This is a genomic window from Acanthopleuribacter pedis, from assembly GCF_017377855.1.
Classification (GTDB): domain Bacteria; phylum Acidobacteriota; class Holophagae; order Acanthopleuribacterales; family Acanthopleuribacteraceae; genus Acanthopleuribacter; species Acanthopleuribacter pedis.
In genome coordinates, this window is the sequence record NZ_JAFREP010000026.1 from 1 (window position 1) to 16,631 (window position 16,631).

Annotated in this window: 12 protein-coding genes; 5 read left to right on the plus strand and 7 right to left on the minus strand. The window is 57.3% G+C overall.

The features are described from left to right. Positions 1-797: 797 nt before the first annotated feature. Together J3U88_RS24255 and J3U88_RS24260 are read right to left on the minus strand one after the other, a co-directional pair. On the minus strand, positions 798-1,463 hold the full coding sequence (locus tag J3U88_RS24255) for a hypothetical protein (protein ID WP_207861584.1): 666 nt from the start codon (positions 1,461-1,463) through the stop codon (positions 798-800). Between the two features lie 168 nt (positions 1,464-1,631). After that, a complete protein-coding gene (locus tag J3U88_RS24260) occupies positions 1,632-2,711 on the minus strand; it encodes a hypothetical protein (protein ID WP_207861585.1) in 1,080 nt (359 codons plus the stop codon). Between the two features lie 390 nt (positions 2,712-3,101). Between J3U88_RS24260 and ttcA the strand changes: the two genes are divergently transcribed. The 4 genes from ttcA (at position 3,102) to J3U88_RS24280 (ending at position 10,432) form a co-directional block, all read left to right on the plus strand. Next, complete coding sequence (ttcA, locus tag J3U88_RS24265; protein ID WP_207861586.1) at positions 3,102-3,932, plus strand: tRNA 2-thiocytidine(32) synthetase TtcA; 831 nt, start codon at positions 3,102-3,104, stop codon at positions 3,930-3,932. Between the two features lie 664 nt (positions 3,933-4,596). After that, entirely contained in the window at positions 4,597-7,467 is a 2,871-nt protein-coding gene (locus J3U88_RS24270) for a TonB-dependent receptor (protein ID WP_207861587.1), read from the plus strand. Between the two features lie 311 nt (positions 7,468-7,778). Continuing rightward, positions 7,779-9,758: a hypothetical protein gene (locus tag J3U88_RS24275; protein ID WP_207861588.1), complete on the plus strand. Its 1,980-nt coding sequence runs from the start codon at positions 7,779-7,781 to the stop codon at positions 9,756-9,758. Positions 9,759-9,907: 149 nt separating this feature from the next. Then, positions 9,908-10,432, plus strand: coding sequence for a GNAT family N-acetyltransferase (locus tag J3U88_RS24280; RefSeq protein WP_207861589.1), 525 nt, complete (start codon positions 9,908-9,910; stop codon positions 10,430-10,432). Here the strand turns inward: J3U88_RS24280 and J3U88_RS24285 are convergent. Both J3U88_RS24285 and J3U88_RS24290 read right to left on the minus strand, forming a co-directional pair. Beyond that, complete coding sequence (locus J3U88_RS24285; RefSeq protein ID WP_207861590.1) at positions 10,427-11,050, minus strand: hypothetical protein; 624 nt, start codon at positions 11,048-11,050, stop codon at positions 10,427-10,429. The genes J3U88_RS24280 and J3U88_RS24285 overlap by 6 nt on opposite strands. After that, on the minus strand, positions 11,047-12,087 hold the full coding sequence (locus J3U88_RS24290; protein WP_207861591.1) for a threonine aldolase family protein: 1,041 nt from the start codon (positions 12,085-12,087) through the stop codon (positions 11,047-11,049). Before J3U88_RS24290 ends, J3U88_RS24285 begins: the two co-directional genes overlap by 4 nt. Before the next feature lie 348 nt (positions 12,088-12,435). Here J3U88_RS24290 and J3U88_RS24295 point away from each other — a divergent pair, with 348 nt between their 5' ends. Further along, a complete protein-coding gene (locus J3U88_RS24295; protein WP_207861592.1) occupies positions 12,436-13,626 on the plus strand; it encodes a 6-bladed beta-propeller in 1,191 nt (396 codons plus the stop codon). Between the two features lie 9 nt (positions 13,627-13,635). Here J3U88_RS24295 and J3U88_RS24300 read toward each other — a convergent pair whose 3' ends face one another. From J3U88_RS24300 to J3U88_RS24310, 3 genes are all read right to left on the minus strand, one after another. Continuing rightward, a complete protein-coding gene (locus J3U88_RS24300; protein WP_207861593.1) occupies positions 13,636-14,763 on the minus strand; it encodes an ATP-binding protein in 1,128 nt (375 codons plus the stop codon). 80 nt (positions 14,764-14,843) lie between these two features. After that, positions 14,844-15,629 carry an RNA ligase family protein gene (locus J3U88_RS24305; RefSeq protein WP_207861594.1) on the minus strand — a complete coding sequence of 262 codons (786 nt, stop codon included), beginning with the start codon at positions 15,627-15,629 and terminating at the stop codon, positions 14,844-14,846. A gap of 191 nt (positions 15,630-15,820) precedes the next feature. Continuing rightward, positions 15,821-16,474 (minus strand): class I SAM-dependent methyltransferase, encoded by a 654-nt coding sequence (locus J3U88_RS24310; RefSeq protein ID WP_207861595.1) that lies wholly within the window; start codon positions 16,472-16,474, stop codon positions 15,821-15,823. Between the last annotated feature and the right edge of the window lie 157 nt (positions 16,475-16,631).

Consider the following 16,631-nt stretch of genomic DNA (forward strand, 5'->3'; position numbering starts at 1 on the left):
AGAAGGGTCGCGGGGCAAGGATAAGCGATGATCCGGCCAACCCCGCCGGGGTTGGCACACCGCGAAGCGGGGACCACCACTCATTTTAAACGTGAGCCGAAGGCGAATTACCCCTGGTTAGGCTGAAGGCCTTACGGATTTCAGCCCTGGGTAAACGGTTGTGGAACAACCGTTTACCCAGGGGCCCCGGGAGTTCCCGTCGTGTAGGCCGCCAAAGGCGCCGGCACCAGAACGACCATTTTTAACCCTGGTCATTCCTTGCCCCTCGGTGCATCCGCCCTGTTGGGATGGTCCCCGTGGGGTTGGTAATTCGTGACGTTTCGGGTGTCGGCCCCGTCAGGGCCTTCCCGTTCGTGAACGCCATAGACCCAGGGTGCGACCATTTTCAATGGTCGTACCCTGGGCTAAATTATGGCACCCTGCTAGGGTGCGTTCAGTGTGGCCGGGCTTTGCCCGGCGTTTATTCAAAGCATGGTCCATGGATACGGTGGCGCGGCCCGCTCCGGGGCACGCCGGATCAGGTCCCACCCGAAGCGGGGTCACGCCGGATCAGGTCCCACCCGAGGCCGGCTCACACCCAATCAGGTCCCACCCGAAGCGGGGTCACGCCGGATCAGGTCCCACCCGAAGGGGGTTCACGCCGGATCAGGTCCCGCCGAAGGGGGTTCACGCCGGAGCAGCCCTCAGCCGAGGCCGGCTCACACCCAATCAGGCCCCATCCGAAGGGCGCCGCAAGTCAGAGGCCGTTGTGGGACGTACCTGATCGGGTGGGGCCACCATTGATCCGGCGTTACCGCCTAACGGAACAGGGTCGGTAACAAGGGGACAAAACACCAATCGATGTTCCAGCGCGCGTCCCTTGGCCGGATCGCCTGGGCCAAGGCGACCCAGCTAAATAGTTGCCACGGACCGTTGCCAACCCAAAAACCCAGCGCCGCCGCAACCGAAGTGAATCGCGCGGCGGGAATAAGCCACCGCGGCGGCATGTCCCCGCCCGAGGTAAGCTGATTGGCGCGGTCACGGGCGAAATCACCATGGCTTGCCCAGGCGAAATTGCCAAAACCCATTAGCAGGAACGGTGGCCACATCCAGAGCGTCGAACCGGGGTGATTCAGCAACGCGACCGCGGCGAAACACAAGGCACCGAGCCCTTCTTTTCCCCCGGGAAACAACCGGAACCGTCCGAGTGTCACCGCGCAATACAACAACCCACCCAGAACCAGCCAACCGACCCAGATCACATCATTGACGTGAATCCGCGGTGCAACAGCCAAGCCGCCCGCGCCGATCAGCACCATCATTGCCGCGTTAAGCCGGGCCGGCGCGTGGTGGCGTGGTGCGGTGACCCGTTGGTGGCGGCGTTCGAGGAAACGATCCAAGCCGTAAAGGGCCAGAGTCCCGGTGAAGGCCAACACCGCGGCGGGGTCCAGGCGCTCGTCCCCGATGAGTGCCGCGGTTTCCATTCGCGCCAACACCATCACCGTTGCGGGCCAGAGCCCCCAACATTGTAAGCCGTGGCGAAGGGTGGGGGGTGAGTGAGCCACCGTGTTCGGTCCTTCCGCGCGTAAAAGCGAAAAAACCCGCCTCACGCCGAGGCGCGAGGCGGGTTTGGTGATTGGTTCGGGGCGGCCTTAGAAGGGCAGGGGGCCCAGGCTGCCGGCGTCGCCGTTGCCCAACTGACGAATCAACTCTTCTTTGAAGTAGTTGGGTGAGTTGGGCGTCAACAGGTTGGAAACCCGTTCTTGATAGTGTTTGAAGCTGCGGTCGATATCGTCCTTCAAGCGGCTGTAGAGGTCGCCGGAGCGCTGTGCGGCGCTGACCGCTTCCTCGTTGTAGAGCTTGAGATCGGAAACCAAAACACGCGCCACGCGTTTGGCCTTTTTGATGCTGGGATCCTCGGCCGGTGCGGCGGCTGCCGGTGCCGGTGCGGGTGCCGCGGGTTGTGGCGGGGGCGTGGGCGCGGCGACGGGCTGCGGTGGCGGGGTGGGTGCGGCGGCCGGTGCCGGTTTGGGCGGAGCCGGTGCCGGTTTGGGTGGCGCGGGCGCGGGTGCCGCGGCGCGGGCAGGTGCACCGCCCTCACGGGGTTGCTTAATTTTGCTGGTGATCAGGGTGAGCTCCTGACCGGCCAGGTAGGTTAAAACCTCGGTTACCTGGTGGCCCTGAAGGTTGGCGTCCGAGCCGGAATCGCCGTACAAGACCGCGGCGACCTTTTCTTTGACCCGCAGCGGGAAGAAACACGATTTGAGCGGGGTAAAGCCGTCGAAGGAACTGATCTCCTCGGACAGATCGGACAAATCGCTAAAATTGGCAATGAGGGTTTTGGACTGGTTAATCACGCGGGTCAGCTCGGGGTAGTGGTCGATCTGCCACTTCACCCGCTTCATACGCGATGCCATGAAATCACCGTCAAAACCGCGGCCGGCCCAGCCGTGTACGTTGTTGCCTTTGCGGATCAACAAAATCACGCGTGGCAGAAACTTGCCCGCGGCGTCCACAAGGTTGTTCAGCACATCGACTTGGCTGTACGAATCGGCGAAGGCATGGACGTGGTCCAGCAGGGTTTGGCTGTCGGTGTCGCCACCGCCGCCGCCGGTGGGCACGTTGTGAAATTGCTGGAGCTCATTGGTGAGTTCTTGGCCCACCTGTGCCAATTTTTCCTGAACGCTTCTCTGTACTTGTTGGATCAGTCCCGTGAGTTGATCATCAGCCATGCCTACCTCACTCATTGCTTTCATGTAGTTTGTGGGATGGGAAACTTAAAGTTGTCCTCCATCATATAACCTGATCCTCAAAAAGGAAAGGCGCGGATTTTCAAAAGCTTGCGATTTGATCGAGATCAACTCACGACAAAAACCCGCCTCCGAGACGGCTGAAATCCATCGCCATTCCCAAGCCGGCCGAGCGAACCCTTGCACGGGCCGGCATCCGCCGGGAATCGGTGTTTCGTGCCCGCTTCCGTTGCAACCATCCGCTGCTTTTTATTATGATGGAGGGTCGCGAAGACGAAATGACCGTTTTCCCGGCCCGCTTCGCGCACCAAGATTCATCGCAAGGGACCTTGGCCGCGACACGCGGGCGAGTACCGAGTAAGGAACCTTTGTATGACCTCCCTGACGGAAGCCGAAGCCAAAAAACTCAAAAAGCGTCTGTTGCGCCATGTTGGCAAAGCCATTCAAGACTTCAATATGATTGAGGACGGCGACCACGTGATGGTCTGTGTTTCCGGGGGCAAGGATTCCTACGGCATGCTCGACCTCTTGCTCGAACTGCAGCGCAAGGCGCCGATCCAATTCACCATCACCGCGGTGAACCTGGACCAAGGCCAGCCGGGTTTTCCCAAACACATTTTGCCCGAATACCTGGACGCCCTCGGCGTGGCCCACAAAATCGTCACCGAGGATACCTACAGCATCGTCAAGCGGGTGATCCCCGAGGGCAAAACCACCTGCTCGTTGTGTTCCCGTTTGCGGCGCGGCATTCTCTACCGCGTGGCCGACGAAATCGGCGCCACCAAACTTGCCCTGGGCCACCACCGCGACGACTTGATGGAAACCCTGTTCCTCAACATGTTCTACAACGGTCAACTCAAAGCGATGCCGCCCAAATTACTCAGCGACAACGGCGGTCACATTCTCATCCGGCCGCTGGCTTATGCGCCCGAAAAAGATTTGGCCAAGTGGGCCGAACACCGCGCCTTTCCCATCATCCCCTGCGATTTGTGCGGCAGCCAGGAGAACCTCAAGCGCAAACAGGTGAAACGGATGCTGCAGGCATGGGAGCAGGAATCACCGGGCCGCCTTGACGTCATTTTCGCCAGCCTTCAAAGTGTGAAACCCTCACATCTTGCCGACCCGGAGCGTTTTGATTTCCAAAACCTCAAAACCAAACCCCGCGAGGCCGAACTGCCCTTTTTAGCGCCGATGGAAGTCTGAGCCGTGCGGTTGACCAAACCGCTTCTTTTTCGCGGTTTCGCGCACGATAAATAAATGCCGAGGCTCTTGGGTGCGCTATTTCTGCATTCATGGAATCACGGCTGTTTTGGTTCAGTGCCTGCTGGGCCGGTGACCTTATCCTGTGCCTTGGCTGGGGGGATAAAGATTGAATGGCACCATTCAGGGCGGTGATTCTGTTTTCACGCGATGCGATTGAGGACGGAAGCGGTTGGGATGATGTAAAGTGGTTCCCTTCATTTCGTTAAAAAGCGAAACGGGATGGGACCACTGTTGGGCGACGGTGTCGGCATGCGTTACCCGTGCTTCGCCGTGCCGGGGGGAGGATGACGGTGATCACTGTTGAGACCAAAGCGCCATCCATTAAAGAAACGGCCCTTCGGTGGGAAACGAGTAAGACGGTTCACTTAGCCTAATTGGGTGAGGATGTACTGTAAAAAAACCGTTAAAAGAATGTTTGGAATCGTATGTGGTTGAACGACTCCCTCATTGAAAATTAGCAGAAAAATCACAAAGTGTTGTATTTGGAGCCTCTTAACAAAAGGCTAACAAAGGTCTCATTGAGCTTGCATATTCCATCTCTAGGCTTGCGGTCGCCGGTGCGAATTTTTCCCAAGTGGAATCTGTGTATATCTGAGGATGGAAGATGATGAACTACAAGGCCAAAGTTGCCTTACTTATTTGGCTCCTTGCCGCGGCTGGATTGTCCGCGCAGGATGCCGGTGTCATTTCCGGCACCGTGTTTGATAAAGATCAGGGCGGCGAACTGCCCACAGCCTCGGTTCGTGTTGATGGTACGGACCGCGTGGTATTCGCCGACGTGAATGGTTTCTACAAAATTGCCGGTCTTGCACCCGGTACCTACTCCTTAACCGCCGAGTTCGCGGGTTTTACCCCACAGACCGTCGAACAAATTGAGGTTGCTTCCGGCACCGTAACCGTCAATTTCGAACTGGGTCAGAACGCGCTGCAAGAAGAAATCAAGGTCGTCTACAAAGTTGAAGAAAACAACGCAATTCACGTATTGAACGAGCGTAAAAACTCCGCCAACGTGAGTGACGGCATCAGTGCTGAAGAAATCAGCCGTTCCGGTGGTAGCGACGCCGCCGACGCCCTCAAAAAAGTAACCGGCGCCTCGATTGTCGGCGGCAAACACGTGTTTGTGCGCGGTCTTGGTGATCGTTATGTGAGCACCCAATTGAACGGCGTGGAAATGCCCACCGCCGATCCCGACGTTAAATCGTTCCAGGCGGACTTGTTACCCGCCAACATCTTGGACAACGTCGTTACCCTGAAAACCTTCACCCCCGACAAGCCCGGCAACTTCTCCGGGGGGATCATTGATGTCGGTACCAAAGCCTACCCGCCCAACTTCACTTACTCCTTGAGCTACGGCTCCAGTTACCAAGACGGTTCTACCTTTAGCGACGATTACCTGAATTATGGTACCAGCGGGAGCGATTGGATCGGCATGGACGACGGTTTGCGCGAACTTCCTTCTGAATTGGAAGGCGGTAACGTTTCCATTCCCAACCCGATCGCCGCGCGTAGCGACCAAGCCCTGGCCGAACATTTGGATCGTGTATCCAATGCCTTCGAACCGGTGATGGGTCACACCGCCGGCAAAGCCCCGCTCAACCAAAACTTGGCTTTTTCACTGGGTAACCAATTGGAATTTTCCAACGACCGTCGTTTGGGTTTTCTCGGAAGCTTGACCTACGGCCGTAAGCGCACCTATTACGATGACTGGACCAAAGCACGTTGGAAGTTGACCTCCACCCCGGGCGAAGCTGAGAGCCTGGTCAACCAATCCGAATTCGATTCCGAGCAGGGTAAAGACAAAGTGAACTGGGGCGCCCTGCTGACCGGTAACTATGTGTTCGGCAACCACGAAATCGGGACCACCGTCGTCTACACCCAGGGTGGCGAAAGCACCTCCGAATACTACCTGGGTCAATGGCCCGAGCAGTTCTCTTCTGAAAACGCCTTCCTGGAATCGCGTTTGCTGAAGTACACCGAGCGCAACCTGGCTTCTTTCCAGTTGCGCGGTGAGCACGCCTTCCCCGACGCCGGCGAACTGTTGGTGAAATGGACGGGTGCCGTGTCCAGCACCGAGCTGGACGAACCCGATACCCGGATCTTCACCTCAAACTTCTCGCGTCAAACCATTAACGGGGAAGAGCGCGTGTTGCACAGCATCACCCCTTCGATCTACAACCGTCCCACCCGTTACTTCCGCGGCTTGACCGAAGACGGCACCAACTTCAACGTGGACGTTACCAAACCGGTTGAACTCTGGAACGGCCGTCGCGCCAAAATCTCCGCCGGTTTGGCTTACGACAAAAAAGAGCGTGACTTTAACGAACTGCGCTATGAGTACTTCAGCTCTTCCAGCATTCGTTATGAAGGGGATCCCAACGCGTTTTTCGCACCGGAAAACGTCGGCATCATCGGGTTCGACGAACAACGCGGCCGGTACATCTTCGGTAACGTGATTCAGCTTTCGGATAACCCGCGCGGCGGCGACTACACCGGTGACCAAGAAATCACCGCGTACTACCTGATGGGCGAATTGCCCCTTACCGAAAAGCTGCGCATCATCACCGGGCTTCGCTATGAGTCAACCGACATGGAAGTCTCCAACGGCACCACGGTGGGGGGTTTGGACGAAAACGACGCGTTGCCCTCGTTCCACGTCATCTACAAATTGACCCCCGACCAAAACTTCCGTTTCTCCTACGGTCGCACGCTGGCGCGCCCCAACTTCCGCGAGAAGGCGCCTTATTCCAGCTTTGACTTCATCGCCGACGGCATTTACGCCGGTAACCCTGACTTGGAACGCACCCTGATCGACAACTTCGATTTCCGCTGGGAGAAATTCCTCAGCGGTGGCGAGTTGTTGGCCGCCAGTGCCTTCTACAAAGAGTTTGAAAACCCCATTGAACGTGCCTACAACCTGCGCTTTGCTTCTGAATTCGGCGAGGTAACCTACCTCAACGTCGGCGAGGCCACCGTTTACGGTATTGAGTTGGAAGCACGCAAAGGCATCACGCCCAATGACGCGATCAATCGCTTCAGCGTGGGTGGCAACATCACCTTGATCGAATCCATCGTCGATATCCCGCCCGAGGAACTCGAGTTCCTGCGTTTGCGCGACCCCGACGCCGACGACACCCGTACCCTGCAGGGTCAGTCGCCTTACCTGATTAACCTCAGCCTCAACTACGACAACATCGACACCGAAACCGCCGCCTCGTTGTTTTACAACGTCTTTGGCGAACGCCTCGACCAGGTTGGTATCGGTGGTGCCCCGGATGCCAAGGAACAACCGCGCGGTTTGCTTGATTTCATTTTCTCGCAATCCTTGGGCCGTGGGCTGAAGTTGAAGTTCAGCGCCAAGAACTTGCTCGACGACGAAATCGAAGTGGTTCAAGAGTTCAAAGGCCAAGAATACATTCAGTCCAGTTACCAAACTGGGCAGTCCTACTCCCTCAGCTTGAGCTTCAAGCCTGAGTAAACCGATCACCGGGCCGTGTTCGTACGGCCCGTTTTTCGAGGCTCCCCGGCGCTTTTCGTTGAGCCGGGAGGGTTTTGGAAAATCGCTTGTGGTTCATGGTGCGCATCGCGCACCGGCCCGGAACCGCGGAGCAGTTTAAGGGCGACGTCCAGCGTCGTCCGCGGGTCAGCCTTTCGTGTAACGCTTTTTCCCCTTAAAAAACGGCCGTCGTTTCCCATCAGGGAGACGCATGACAAGACGTGGGTTGCACCGCGACGGGATTCCTATGTCTTGACGCCGACTATTACCCCATATCCTCAAAGGAGAGATTCGTGTCAACTAAACTAACCCTATGGTTCATGTTGTGTGTATTGCCTTTCGCCGTGATGGCGCAAACCGTTATCAACGACGATACGATTGGTCCCGGTCAAGAAGTTACTCTGGCAGCCGGTGAGTACACCCTTTCCGGTTTGGTTTTTGTTGAAGAAGGCGCTGTTTTGACCATCGAAGCAGGCGCGGTGTTTAAAGCCGAGCAAACGCAAGGTGAAAACACCTCTGCATTGATCGTTGCGCGCGGCGGTCGCATTGAAGCCAACGGTACCGCGGCAAACCCCATCATCTTCACCTCTGAATTGGACGATCTCAACGATCCTAACGACCTCGGTCCCGAGGACCGCGGCCTGTGGGGCGGTATCATCCTTTTGGGTCGCGCAACCAACAACCGCGGCGTTGAAGGCCAAATCGAAGGGATTCCTTCTGACGAAGTACGCGGTGCTTACGGTGGCGACAACGATGCCGACAACTCCGGTACCATGCGTTACGTTTCCATCCGTCACGGTGGTTCCACCTTGGGTGCCGGTGATGAAATCAACGGCTTGACCTTCGGTTCCGTCGGTTCCGGTACCACCATCGAGTTCATCGAAGTTTACGCCAACTTCGACGATGGTTTCGAATGGTTCGGCGGCACCGTCGGCACCAAAAACATCGTTGCTGCATACTGCGGCGACGACGCCTTCGACTACGACGAAGGCTGGCGCGGTAAGAACCAATTCTGGTTCGCTCTGTTGGGCAGCGACAACGCCGGCGCCGTTGGTGAGCACGACGGCGGTACCGTTCAAGAAACGGCCGAACCTTACTCGCGTCCCTACATCGTCAACGCCACCTACATCGGTCCCGGCATCTCCGCGACCCCTCAAGGTGACCGCGGCGAAGCCATCTACTTCCGCGACAACGCCGGTGGTATCTACATGAGCAGCATCGTCACCATGTACAACGGTGCCAACGGTGGTTTGGCTGTGAACGTTGAGGACATCGAAGGTCCCGATAGCCGCGAGCGTTTGGAAAACGGCGATCTGGCCCTGCGCAACAACATCTGGTGGCAGTTTGGCGCCGGTAACACCTTGGAAGAAATCGTTCCTCAAGACTTCGTGCGCGAGCACGTCGCCGCCAACAACAACACCATCGAAAACCCCCAACTCGGTTTCATCGACCGCGGTCAAAGCGGCACCTTGGATCCGCGTCCCAGCCAAAACGGTCCCGCGGCTTACGGCGCGACCCAACCTGCCGACGCCTTCTTCTCGCCCGTAGCTTACAAAGGTGCTTTCTCTCCCGTGGGTCCTCTGTGGACCGACGGCTGGACCGCGCTTTCCGCGACCAACCACACCCGTTCCAAAGCCCGTTGGGTTGGCCACGTTACCGCGCTGGGTGCCGGCTTTAACACCAACCTGCACATGTCTAACAGCGGTTCCGCCGACTACACCATGAACGTAACCCCTTACGGCGCCGACGGTTCTGCTTTGACCGCACGTACCGCCGACGTTCCCGCCGGTCAAACTGTTGTTGTTTCCAACAGCGACTTCTTCGGTGGCGAAAACGTATCTCACTTCTTCGTTGATGGTTCTAACAAAGTTGCCGTTACCGCTTCTTACAGCGCCGACGTCGCCAACGCCGCCAACGCTGAATTGAACGAAACCAGCAAAGCCTGGACCTTCTTCTCTTTCTACACCGCCGACAACAACCTCGTTTTCGACGGTGGCGCCTTCATCAACACCGGCGGTGCGCCTGCTGTTGTGACGGCTGTTCAGAAAGCCGCCGACGGTTCCGTTTTGGCTGCAGTAACCCTTTCCGACGGTATCCCTACCCTCAACAAAATGTTGGCCCTCTTCAACACCGACGCCGGTTTCGTAAACCAACCCGGTTCTTTGATTGAAGTAACCAGCTCCCAACCTCTGTCTGTTGTTTTGCTGCGCGGCACCTACCCCGGTGTTGCGCCTGCTTACCTGTACGTCACCAATCCTAACCGCGCGTACTAAGCAAAACCCCATTCATTCAATTTTTTTCATCCTCATCCAGGATTCATCCCCTGGATATACACTTGGCGCCTTCGGGCGCCTTTTTTTGTTGGTGGTGACCGGCGCCGTTTTCGTGACATGATGGCGCAAAAGAAATGGGGAGGTAGGCCGTGAATGAAACAAACCAGGTGAACGCTTCCGAGCCGGCGATAACCATTCGGGCCATGCAGGAAAGCGACCGTGCGGCCGTGCTCCTGATGGCACGTGAACTGGTCGCGGAAGGCGATACTTATGCTTTTGACGCGGCCATTTCCGATGCCGCTTTATGGGCGTTTTGGTGCCCGAGCGCCCACGGCCGCGGTTACGTTTTGGTGCGCGACGGCGAGGTGATAGCCATGTACATGATCCGACGCAACCATGCCGGTCCCGGCGGCCATATCGGAAACGCGGGATACGCGGTGCGGCGCGATTGTCGCGGCCAGGGGTTGGGTGGAATCATGGGACGGCGTTCGCTGGACCATGCCCGCGAATTGGGGTTCAAAGCCATGCAATTTAACATCGTGCTCGCGAGCAATACGGCCGCCGTCCGCGCCTGGCTGAAACTCGGCTTTGACATTAAAGGTACCATCCCCGACGGTTTCCAATTACCGGATGGTTCCTACACCGATTTCCACATCATGTACCGGCGTTTATGAACCGCCTTTAAGCAATTGCTCGATGAGGGGTACGCCTTTGCGCACGTCGGGTGGGCGCACGTAAAAGGGTTCCAGGTTTTGGTCCGCCTCGGCCGACGCCGCGGCGATTCGGGCTGGAAAAAAACTGACGGGATGTCGGTCCAAGACTTTGGTGCGCACCTGCTCCGGCAAACCTGGCAACGCGAAGGGGCATAACCAGTGGATGTCGGCGGATACGTCTTCCAAACGCCTCGCCTCGGCCGCCTGGACGCAACGACCGTCCTCGTAAACGGCGGTAAACCCATAGCCCGCTGAGCCTGGCAGCAAAATGCCGGTAGTATCCGCGTCCAATTCCGGGACCAGCAGGTCGAAGGCCGTGGCCGCGTAGGTTTCCGCCCGACCGCTGAGCCGCAAGCCTTGGGCCGTGGCCAAACCCGCTCGGATACCGGTAAAAGAGCCGGGCCCCCTGATGAACCCAACCTTGGTTATCCGTTGCCCGGTGGATTCTTCCAACTGTTGCAGCATTGGCAACAAAACTTGTGATGCTTTTTGACCGGGGAAGGTTTCCACCTCGGTGCCCGTGTCGGTCAGCCATGCCAGTGTCGGCTCGCGGCCGGTAACGTCCCATGCAGCAATCATCGGTCACGCCCCCACTCTTTGATTTTGTCGATGGCGCGCTCGCACGCCTCGTCGCTGAGGTTGAGGTGGAACACCAACCGCACCCTGTCGGCCGCCAAAGGAAGGCAGCGCAAACCTTGTTCAGCCAGCCATTGCGTCATGGCGACCGCTTCCGGCTTTTCCGTTTTAAAAATGAGAATGTTGGTTTGTGGTTCGACGGCCTTTAGCCAGAAGAGGTTTTTGATCGCCCCATAGACCTCGCGGCAGCGGGTGTGGTCCCGTTCGAGCAGTGGCAGGTGATTGTCGACCGCATAACGTGCGCCGGCGGCCAACATGCCGGCTTGGCGCATGCCGCCACCCAGGAGTTTGCGCTGGATGCGGGCTTGATCGACCGTGGCTTGTGATGCGGCCAGGACACTTCCGACCGGGGCGCCCAGTCCCTTGCTGACACTCATCATGACGCTGTCCACGTGGCGGGTCCAATCGGTGAGCGGTCGGTCCTGGGCGACCGCCGCGTGCCACAGACGGGCACCGTCCATGTGGATCGGTACTTTTTTCTCGCGGGTGAAGCGGCGCAAATCAATCAGTTCTTGCACCGGATAGACCAAACCGCCGCCGATGTTATGGGTATTTTCGACGCACACAATACCCGCTTGGGTCATGTAATAAATGTCGGGCGACCAGCGTTCTTGGAGCTGTTCCAGGTTGAGGAAACCCTGTTGGTCGTCAATGTCGGTAAGGCTGAGGCCGGCAATCCGCGCGTAACCACCCAGCTCGTAGCGTTTGATGTGGCTGAGGAACCCGGTGAACATCATCGAACCGGGTTGGGTATGGCACATCAGCGCGGCCAAGTTGGCCATGGAACCGGTTGGGAAAAAAAGCGCCGCCTCCATGCCGGTCAGGCTCGCGATATGGTCCTGCAGCGCATTGACGCTGGGATCTTCACCGTACACATCGTCGCCCATTTCGGCCTCGGCCATGGCCGCGCGCATCGCTTGGGTGGGCAAGGTGACGGTATCGGATCGAAAATCAAAGGCGGTCTCTTCAAGTGTGGCCATGGAAACCTCGTGCTGGGTGGATGGGTGTGTCGCGCCGGTGACCGTTTTGTTAACGGATGGTTGGGCGGTATGTGGGTCATATTAACCGGAGCTTCCCAGAATCGCCAAACAAAGCGCGTGCGCTTGGCCGGCTTGGTTTGTCGCTTGGCTGCCAAGAGAATTTTTAGTCGAAGTAAAAAAAGGCGAACCAATCCACGAAATTCCTGCGCGTTTAAAGGTGTCCAGAAAACGGATCACATGGTTCAAGGTCACACTCTTGGAACGAATTCATTCAAGTGTATGGGATTAGTGCGTTTTGCCCCCGGATGACGTTCCTCAATTTTCTTAGTTTGGTTTAGGAGAAATAGTATGGTTTGGTTGGTATTACTGAGTATCGCGGTGGCGGTCCCCACTGTTGAAAACGGGATCAAACCCGACGGTAAACCTTGGAAAATTCAATTCGAAGAGACCTTGCGCATCGACCAAGAAGAAGTGGTCGACGAGGCGCTCTGGAGCGGGCCTTCCCAGGTGGTTCAGGTCGACAGCAAAGGCAATATCACCATCATGGACCAGCGCGAGAGCCGTTTGATTATGTTCGATCCCAACGGCAAGTTTGTGCGCCAAATCGGCGCTGCCGGTCAAGGGCCGGGCGAGTTCCAGGCGCTGGTTCATTTTCAGATTTTTGAAGACGACTCTGCCTACGTTTTTGAAAACCAAGGTGCGGTTACGCGGGTCACCGCCTACAGCCCTGGTTTCGAATACCAATGGCGCAAGCAAATCCAAATGCCGGTTTTCCCGCGCCACGGTATTTTTAGCCCGGACAAACGCTGGATGGCCACCACCGTGACCCGTATTGACGGCCAACGCGGTCGGGAAATCACCAAATACCTGTTGGTTTCCTGTGACTTTGAGGAACCCGCTTTTGAGATCGGCAAGGAATTGTTGCATTGGGAATCGATCTCGCTGGATCCCGCCAAGATTAACGACAGCAACCACTGGGCCGAATTTCTGGGCGAACGTTTGCAGGGTTTGAGCAAAGGCTACAATGCCTTTGCCGTATTCGACACCAAAGGCCGCGCCTACACCGCCAAGGCCGACGCCTACAGCATCACGCGCCTCAACAGCGAGATGAAACCCGAGCTTACCTTCGGGCGCAAATACACACCCATTCCCATGGGTCAGGAACAGGTCGACGCCCTGGTGCTGCCGATCCGCGAGTCCATTTTGCAAATCTTGCCACCCAACCTACAGGAAATCATTTCCCTCAACGTGGTGCGGCGTGCCACCGAGCTGGCGGGTTTCCCCAAGGCCGCATTCCCTATTGCCGGCTTGCGTTTGATTAACGACGATACCTTGCTGGTCATCCATTCCGCCGACCCGGCCACCCGTTTAAACAAAGGCGACCTGTTCGACAGCGAGGGCCGCTTTCGCGGTTCCTTTGAAATGAAGGACAACGCCTTGATGAGCATGGTGTTCCGCAACGGCTACGCCTACACCGTGGAAACCGACGCTGACGACAACAACTTCATCGTCCGTTACCGCATGACGATTCGGCCCTAGCCCGCCCTTCTAATCCCCGCAAACCACGAAGCTAACGCGCTGACATTCGGCGGGGTCGGGGATCTCCAGTTTGTTGCGCATTTTGGCCAAAACCGCTGAAGGGACCACGTGTTCACGGTTGCGGTTTTGCTGATCCAGCGTTTTGGGGCTGGGTGCCTCGATGTAGACCAGGTGGACCGCGTAGTTGTAGCGATGAAACAGGTTGTAAAGCTTGTCGCGCATCGACCGCGTGATATTGGTAGCGTTCCAGATGAAATCGCGGCCCTCGCCTAGGTAGGTTTTGGCTTCTTCCTTGGCGGCCTGAATCACGCGGCCCTGATGCTTATCGGGTTTGACACCCATCGCGCGGCGCAGCCGGTCCAGTGAAACCACCGGCCGGTTTTCGCCGTGTTGTTGGATCCAATGGTCCTTGCCCGAGCCTGGCAAGCCCGCGAGCAGGGTCACCCAGCCGCGATGCTGAATCGGTGCCGGATAATCCGTTTGGTGCCATTTGCCGCGCATATAGTAGTAGCGCGTAACGGGATCAATAAAAGGATAGGCTTTTTCCCGGCAACCCAATTCCTCGGCCGTCAGTTGGAACAGTTCGATGTTGTCCAGTGCCCGGGCCACATGGTCGCTAATCCGTCCATTGATGTCGGCCGTTGCCAACTGCTGCAGCCAATCACAGCGGGTTAAACCACTGATGTGGATGACCGTGCGTTCGGCATCCTCCCGTTCGGCGAGGTAGAAGGGGAACTGGTGAAAACGCACCAGGTTGACCAAAGCCTCGCGTTCAAAAAAGGGCATGCCCTGTTCCCACAGTAGGGTGCGCAACATTTTGGCGCCGAGCATCGAGTGTCCCCGCGAGGTAATGCGTCCCTCTTCCTCGCGGGTACAGGCCGGTTTGCCGATGTCGTGGGTCAGCGCCGCGGTAAACATGCGTACTTGGTCAAAACGCGGCGCCGCGCGCCAAGCCGGGTCGGCGAGCATGGCCTCACAAACCATGCGGGTGTGAATCCAGACGTCGCCCTCGGCGTGGTACTCAGGTTCTTGCGGACAACCGGCCAGATTCGCGATGCAGGGAAAGCGATCCGAAATCGCCTGCCAGGCTAGCTTGTACGCGGGTCCCTCGGGACAGATTTCAAAAAAATCAATCATGACACACTCAATAAATAAGAAGGGGGTTGGCGAGACTGCCTTGGTTTGATGTCCTCTCGTGCCGAAGAATGGACTGCCCTCTATTGAAACAGGTCGACACCCTCGGCCAGGCGATTGGGAATTATCGGCCGATCCAACCAATGGCTGCCTGAATCAAGCACGCTGGTCAGGAAATCGTGGCGGACCCATTTGAGCCGGTCCACCACACGACCGTTTTCCTCTACTTTAATATATAGCCCTTCCATGGATTCGGAGGTATCGGTTTCGCGGGCGGCTTGATCGGGATCAACCCCGGCCTTTACCGCATCCTCGCGCAAGTGGTCGCGCCACCGATCACCCCGCGCCGTCGACGGCCCGATCCATTGCACCAAAGCGTCGATGCGCGTGCGGTGGTCCACCGTCAGGGTGGTCAGTACCGGGACCGAAACCACCGGGCTGCCGGCCAAGGCGGCGTGGCGGCTCGGGGTATCGAGGAAACGGCCGTCGCGGCTATCGAGAATGTCGAACTCAAGGAAATAATGGGGTAGCTGATCGTAGTACACCGTGTGTTTGGCGTAACACCATTCGCCGTACAGCACGTGGTGATCACCCAAACATTCCCAAAGTGCCTGCTGATGGGCGGCGGCCCAGGTTTTAAACAGATTAAAGTGGCGCTCGCGGTAACCACCGGTCAAATAATGACCGCGACTCTGCAACAACAAATTGCCGTCGCTGTCGAAGCTGATTCCGGCGTTGGCGCCGTCCATTTTCTCTTCCAATACCAGGGTCTTGCCGACCAGATGCGTCAAAGGCACCTGGCTGAGATCTTCGTCGCCCGGTTGCAGGCGTGAACCGTGCAAATGACGGGTGCGTGGATACTTAATCATGGGTTCCTCAATAAATAAACAATGAGGCGCGTCTTGCGGCGAACTTGGTCAAGCTTAAGGAATCAAATAAGTTGCTTCACCAAAATAACATGCCCAAGCATACGCCTTTTCAAATAGCGCTGTGCCGGGTTGGCCCGCATTTCTCACCAGGATTCGTCGCGAGAAACGGAAAGCCTTGTGAGAAATACGGATTAGGCGATTTTAATAACCGCGATCAGGTGACCCTGAACGTAGCTGCAATCGACCCGTTCCGCCCCCGCCGCCAACCACATTTGTTCGAACTGGTCGGCAGGGAAAAAGTGTAAATGTTCCGGGTTATCGTCTGGTTTCGACGGGACCGAGGCCACCACAAAACGGCGCGTTGCGCGCACCAGGTTGCGGATTGCCGCGCTTGGATTGGGCAGGTGTTCAATCACCTCCAACGCCGTGGTCACATCGTAACTGTTTTCGCCCAGGTCGTCCGCCTGGACATCCGCGTCCCAAACCGCCAAGCGGTGAACCCCACCCTTGCTAACCGCCTGCAAATCGCGCAAGCGAATCGGGTCGACTTCCACGCTGGTGACCGGAACCCCGTCAAAAGTCTCAAGAAAAGGCCACAAGAAGGTGCCGCGCCCGCTGCCGATATCCAACAAATCACGCGGCTGGAGTCCTTTGAGCGTTCCCAATACCTGGCTTACGCGGGGTAAGGTCTTGCGTTTAAAGCGGTAAAGCCGTAGCTCCTGTTGGTGGGCGGCGCGCAACAAGCGCTCGCGGTCCTGTGCTTCATCCAAGTCCAAACGGCCGCGAATGAAGGCCTCGACAAAGGCCGCATAATGGCTGTCGTCGTCAATCATCGTTTGATTCATAGCGTACTCACTGGTTTTACAATCATAAAATAGGGCGTATGGCGCTGTAAGGACGTCAACCATTCTATAACGGATTCTCAAAGCGCAGAAGCGGGCCGTCACCGATTCTCTATAAAAGGCCGTTTTGCCTTCCCAAACCCCGGCGGTGATTGTGTTA

Excerpts from the sequence above, each read along its gene's own strand:
- J3U88_RS24255 (WP_207861584.1), bottom strand. The coding sequence starts at position 1,463 with ATGGAAACCGCGGCACTCATCGGGGACGAGCGCCTGGACCCCGCCGCG.
- J3U88_RS24260 (WP_207861585.1), bottom strand. The coding sequence starts at position 2,711 with ATGGCTGATGATCAACTCACGGGACTGATCCAACAAGTACAGAGAAGC.
- ttcA (WP_207861586.1), top strand. The coding sequence starts at position 3,102 with ATGACCTCCCTGACGGAAGCCGAAGCCAAAAAACTCAAAAAGCGTCTG.
- J3U88_RS24270 (WP_207861587.1), top strand. The coding sequence starts at position 4,597 with ATGATGAACTACAAGGCCAAAGTTGCCTTACTTATTTGGCTCCTTGCC.
- J3U88_RS24285 (WP_207861590.1), bottom strand. The coding sequence starts at position 11,050 with ATGATTGCTGCATGGGACGTTACCGGCCGCGAGCCGACACTGGCATGG.
- J3U88_RS24290 (WP_207861591.1), bottom strand. The coding sequence starts at position 12,087 with ATGGCCACACTTGAAGAGACCGCCTTTGATTTTCGATCCGATACCGTC.
- J3U88_RS24295 (WP_207861592.1), top strand. The coding sequence starts at position 12,436 with ATGGTTTGGTTGGTATTACTGAGTATCGCGGTGGCGGTCCCCACTGTT.
- J3U88_RS24300 (WP_207861593.1), bottom strand. The coding sequence starts at position 14,763 with ATGATTGATTTTTTTGAAATCTGTCCCGAGGGACCCGCGTACAAGCTA.
- J3U88_RS24305 (WP_207861594.1), bottom strand. The coding sequence starts at position 15,629 with ATGATTAAGTATCCACGCACCCGTCATTTGCACGGTTCACGCCTGCAA.
- J3U88_RS24310 (WP_207861595.1), bottom strand. The coding sequence starts at position 16,474 with ATGAATCAAACGATGATTGACGACGACAGCCATTATGCGGCCTTTGTC.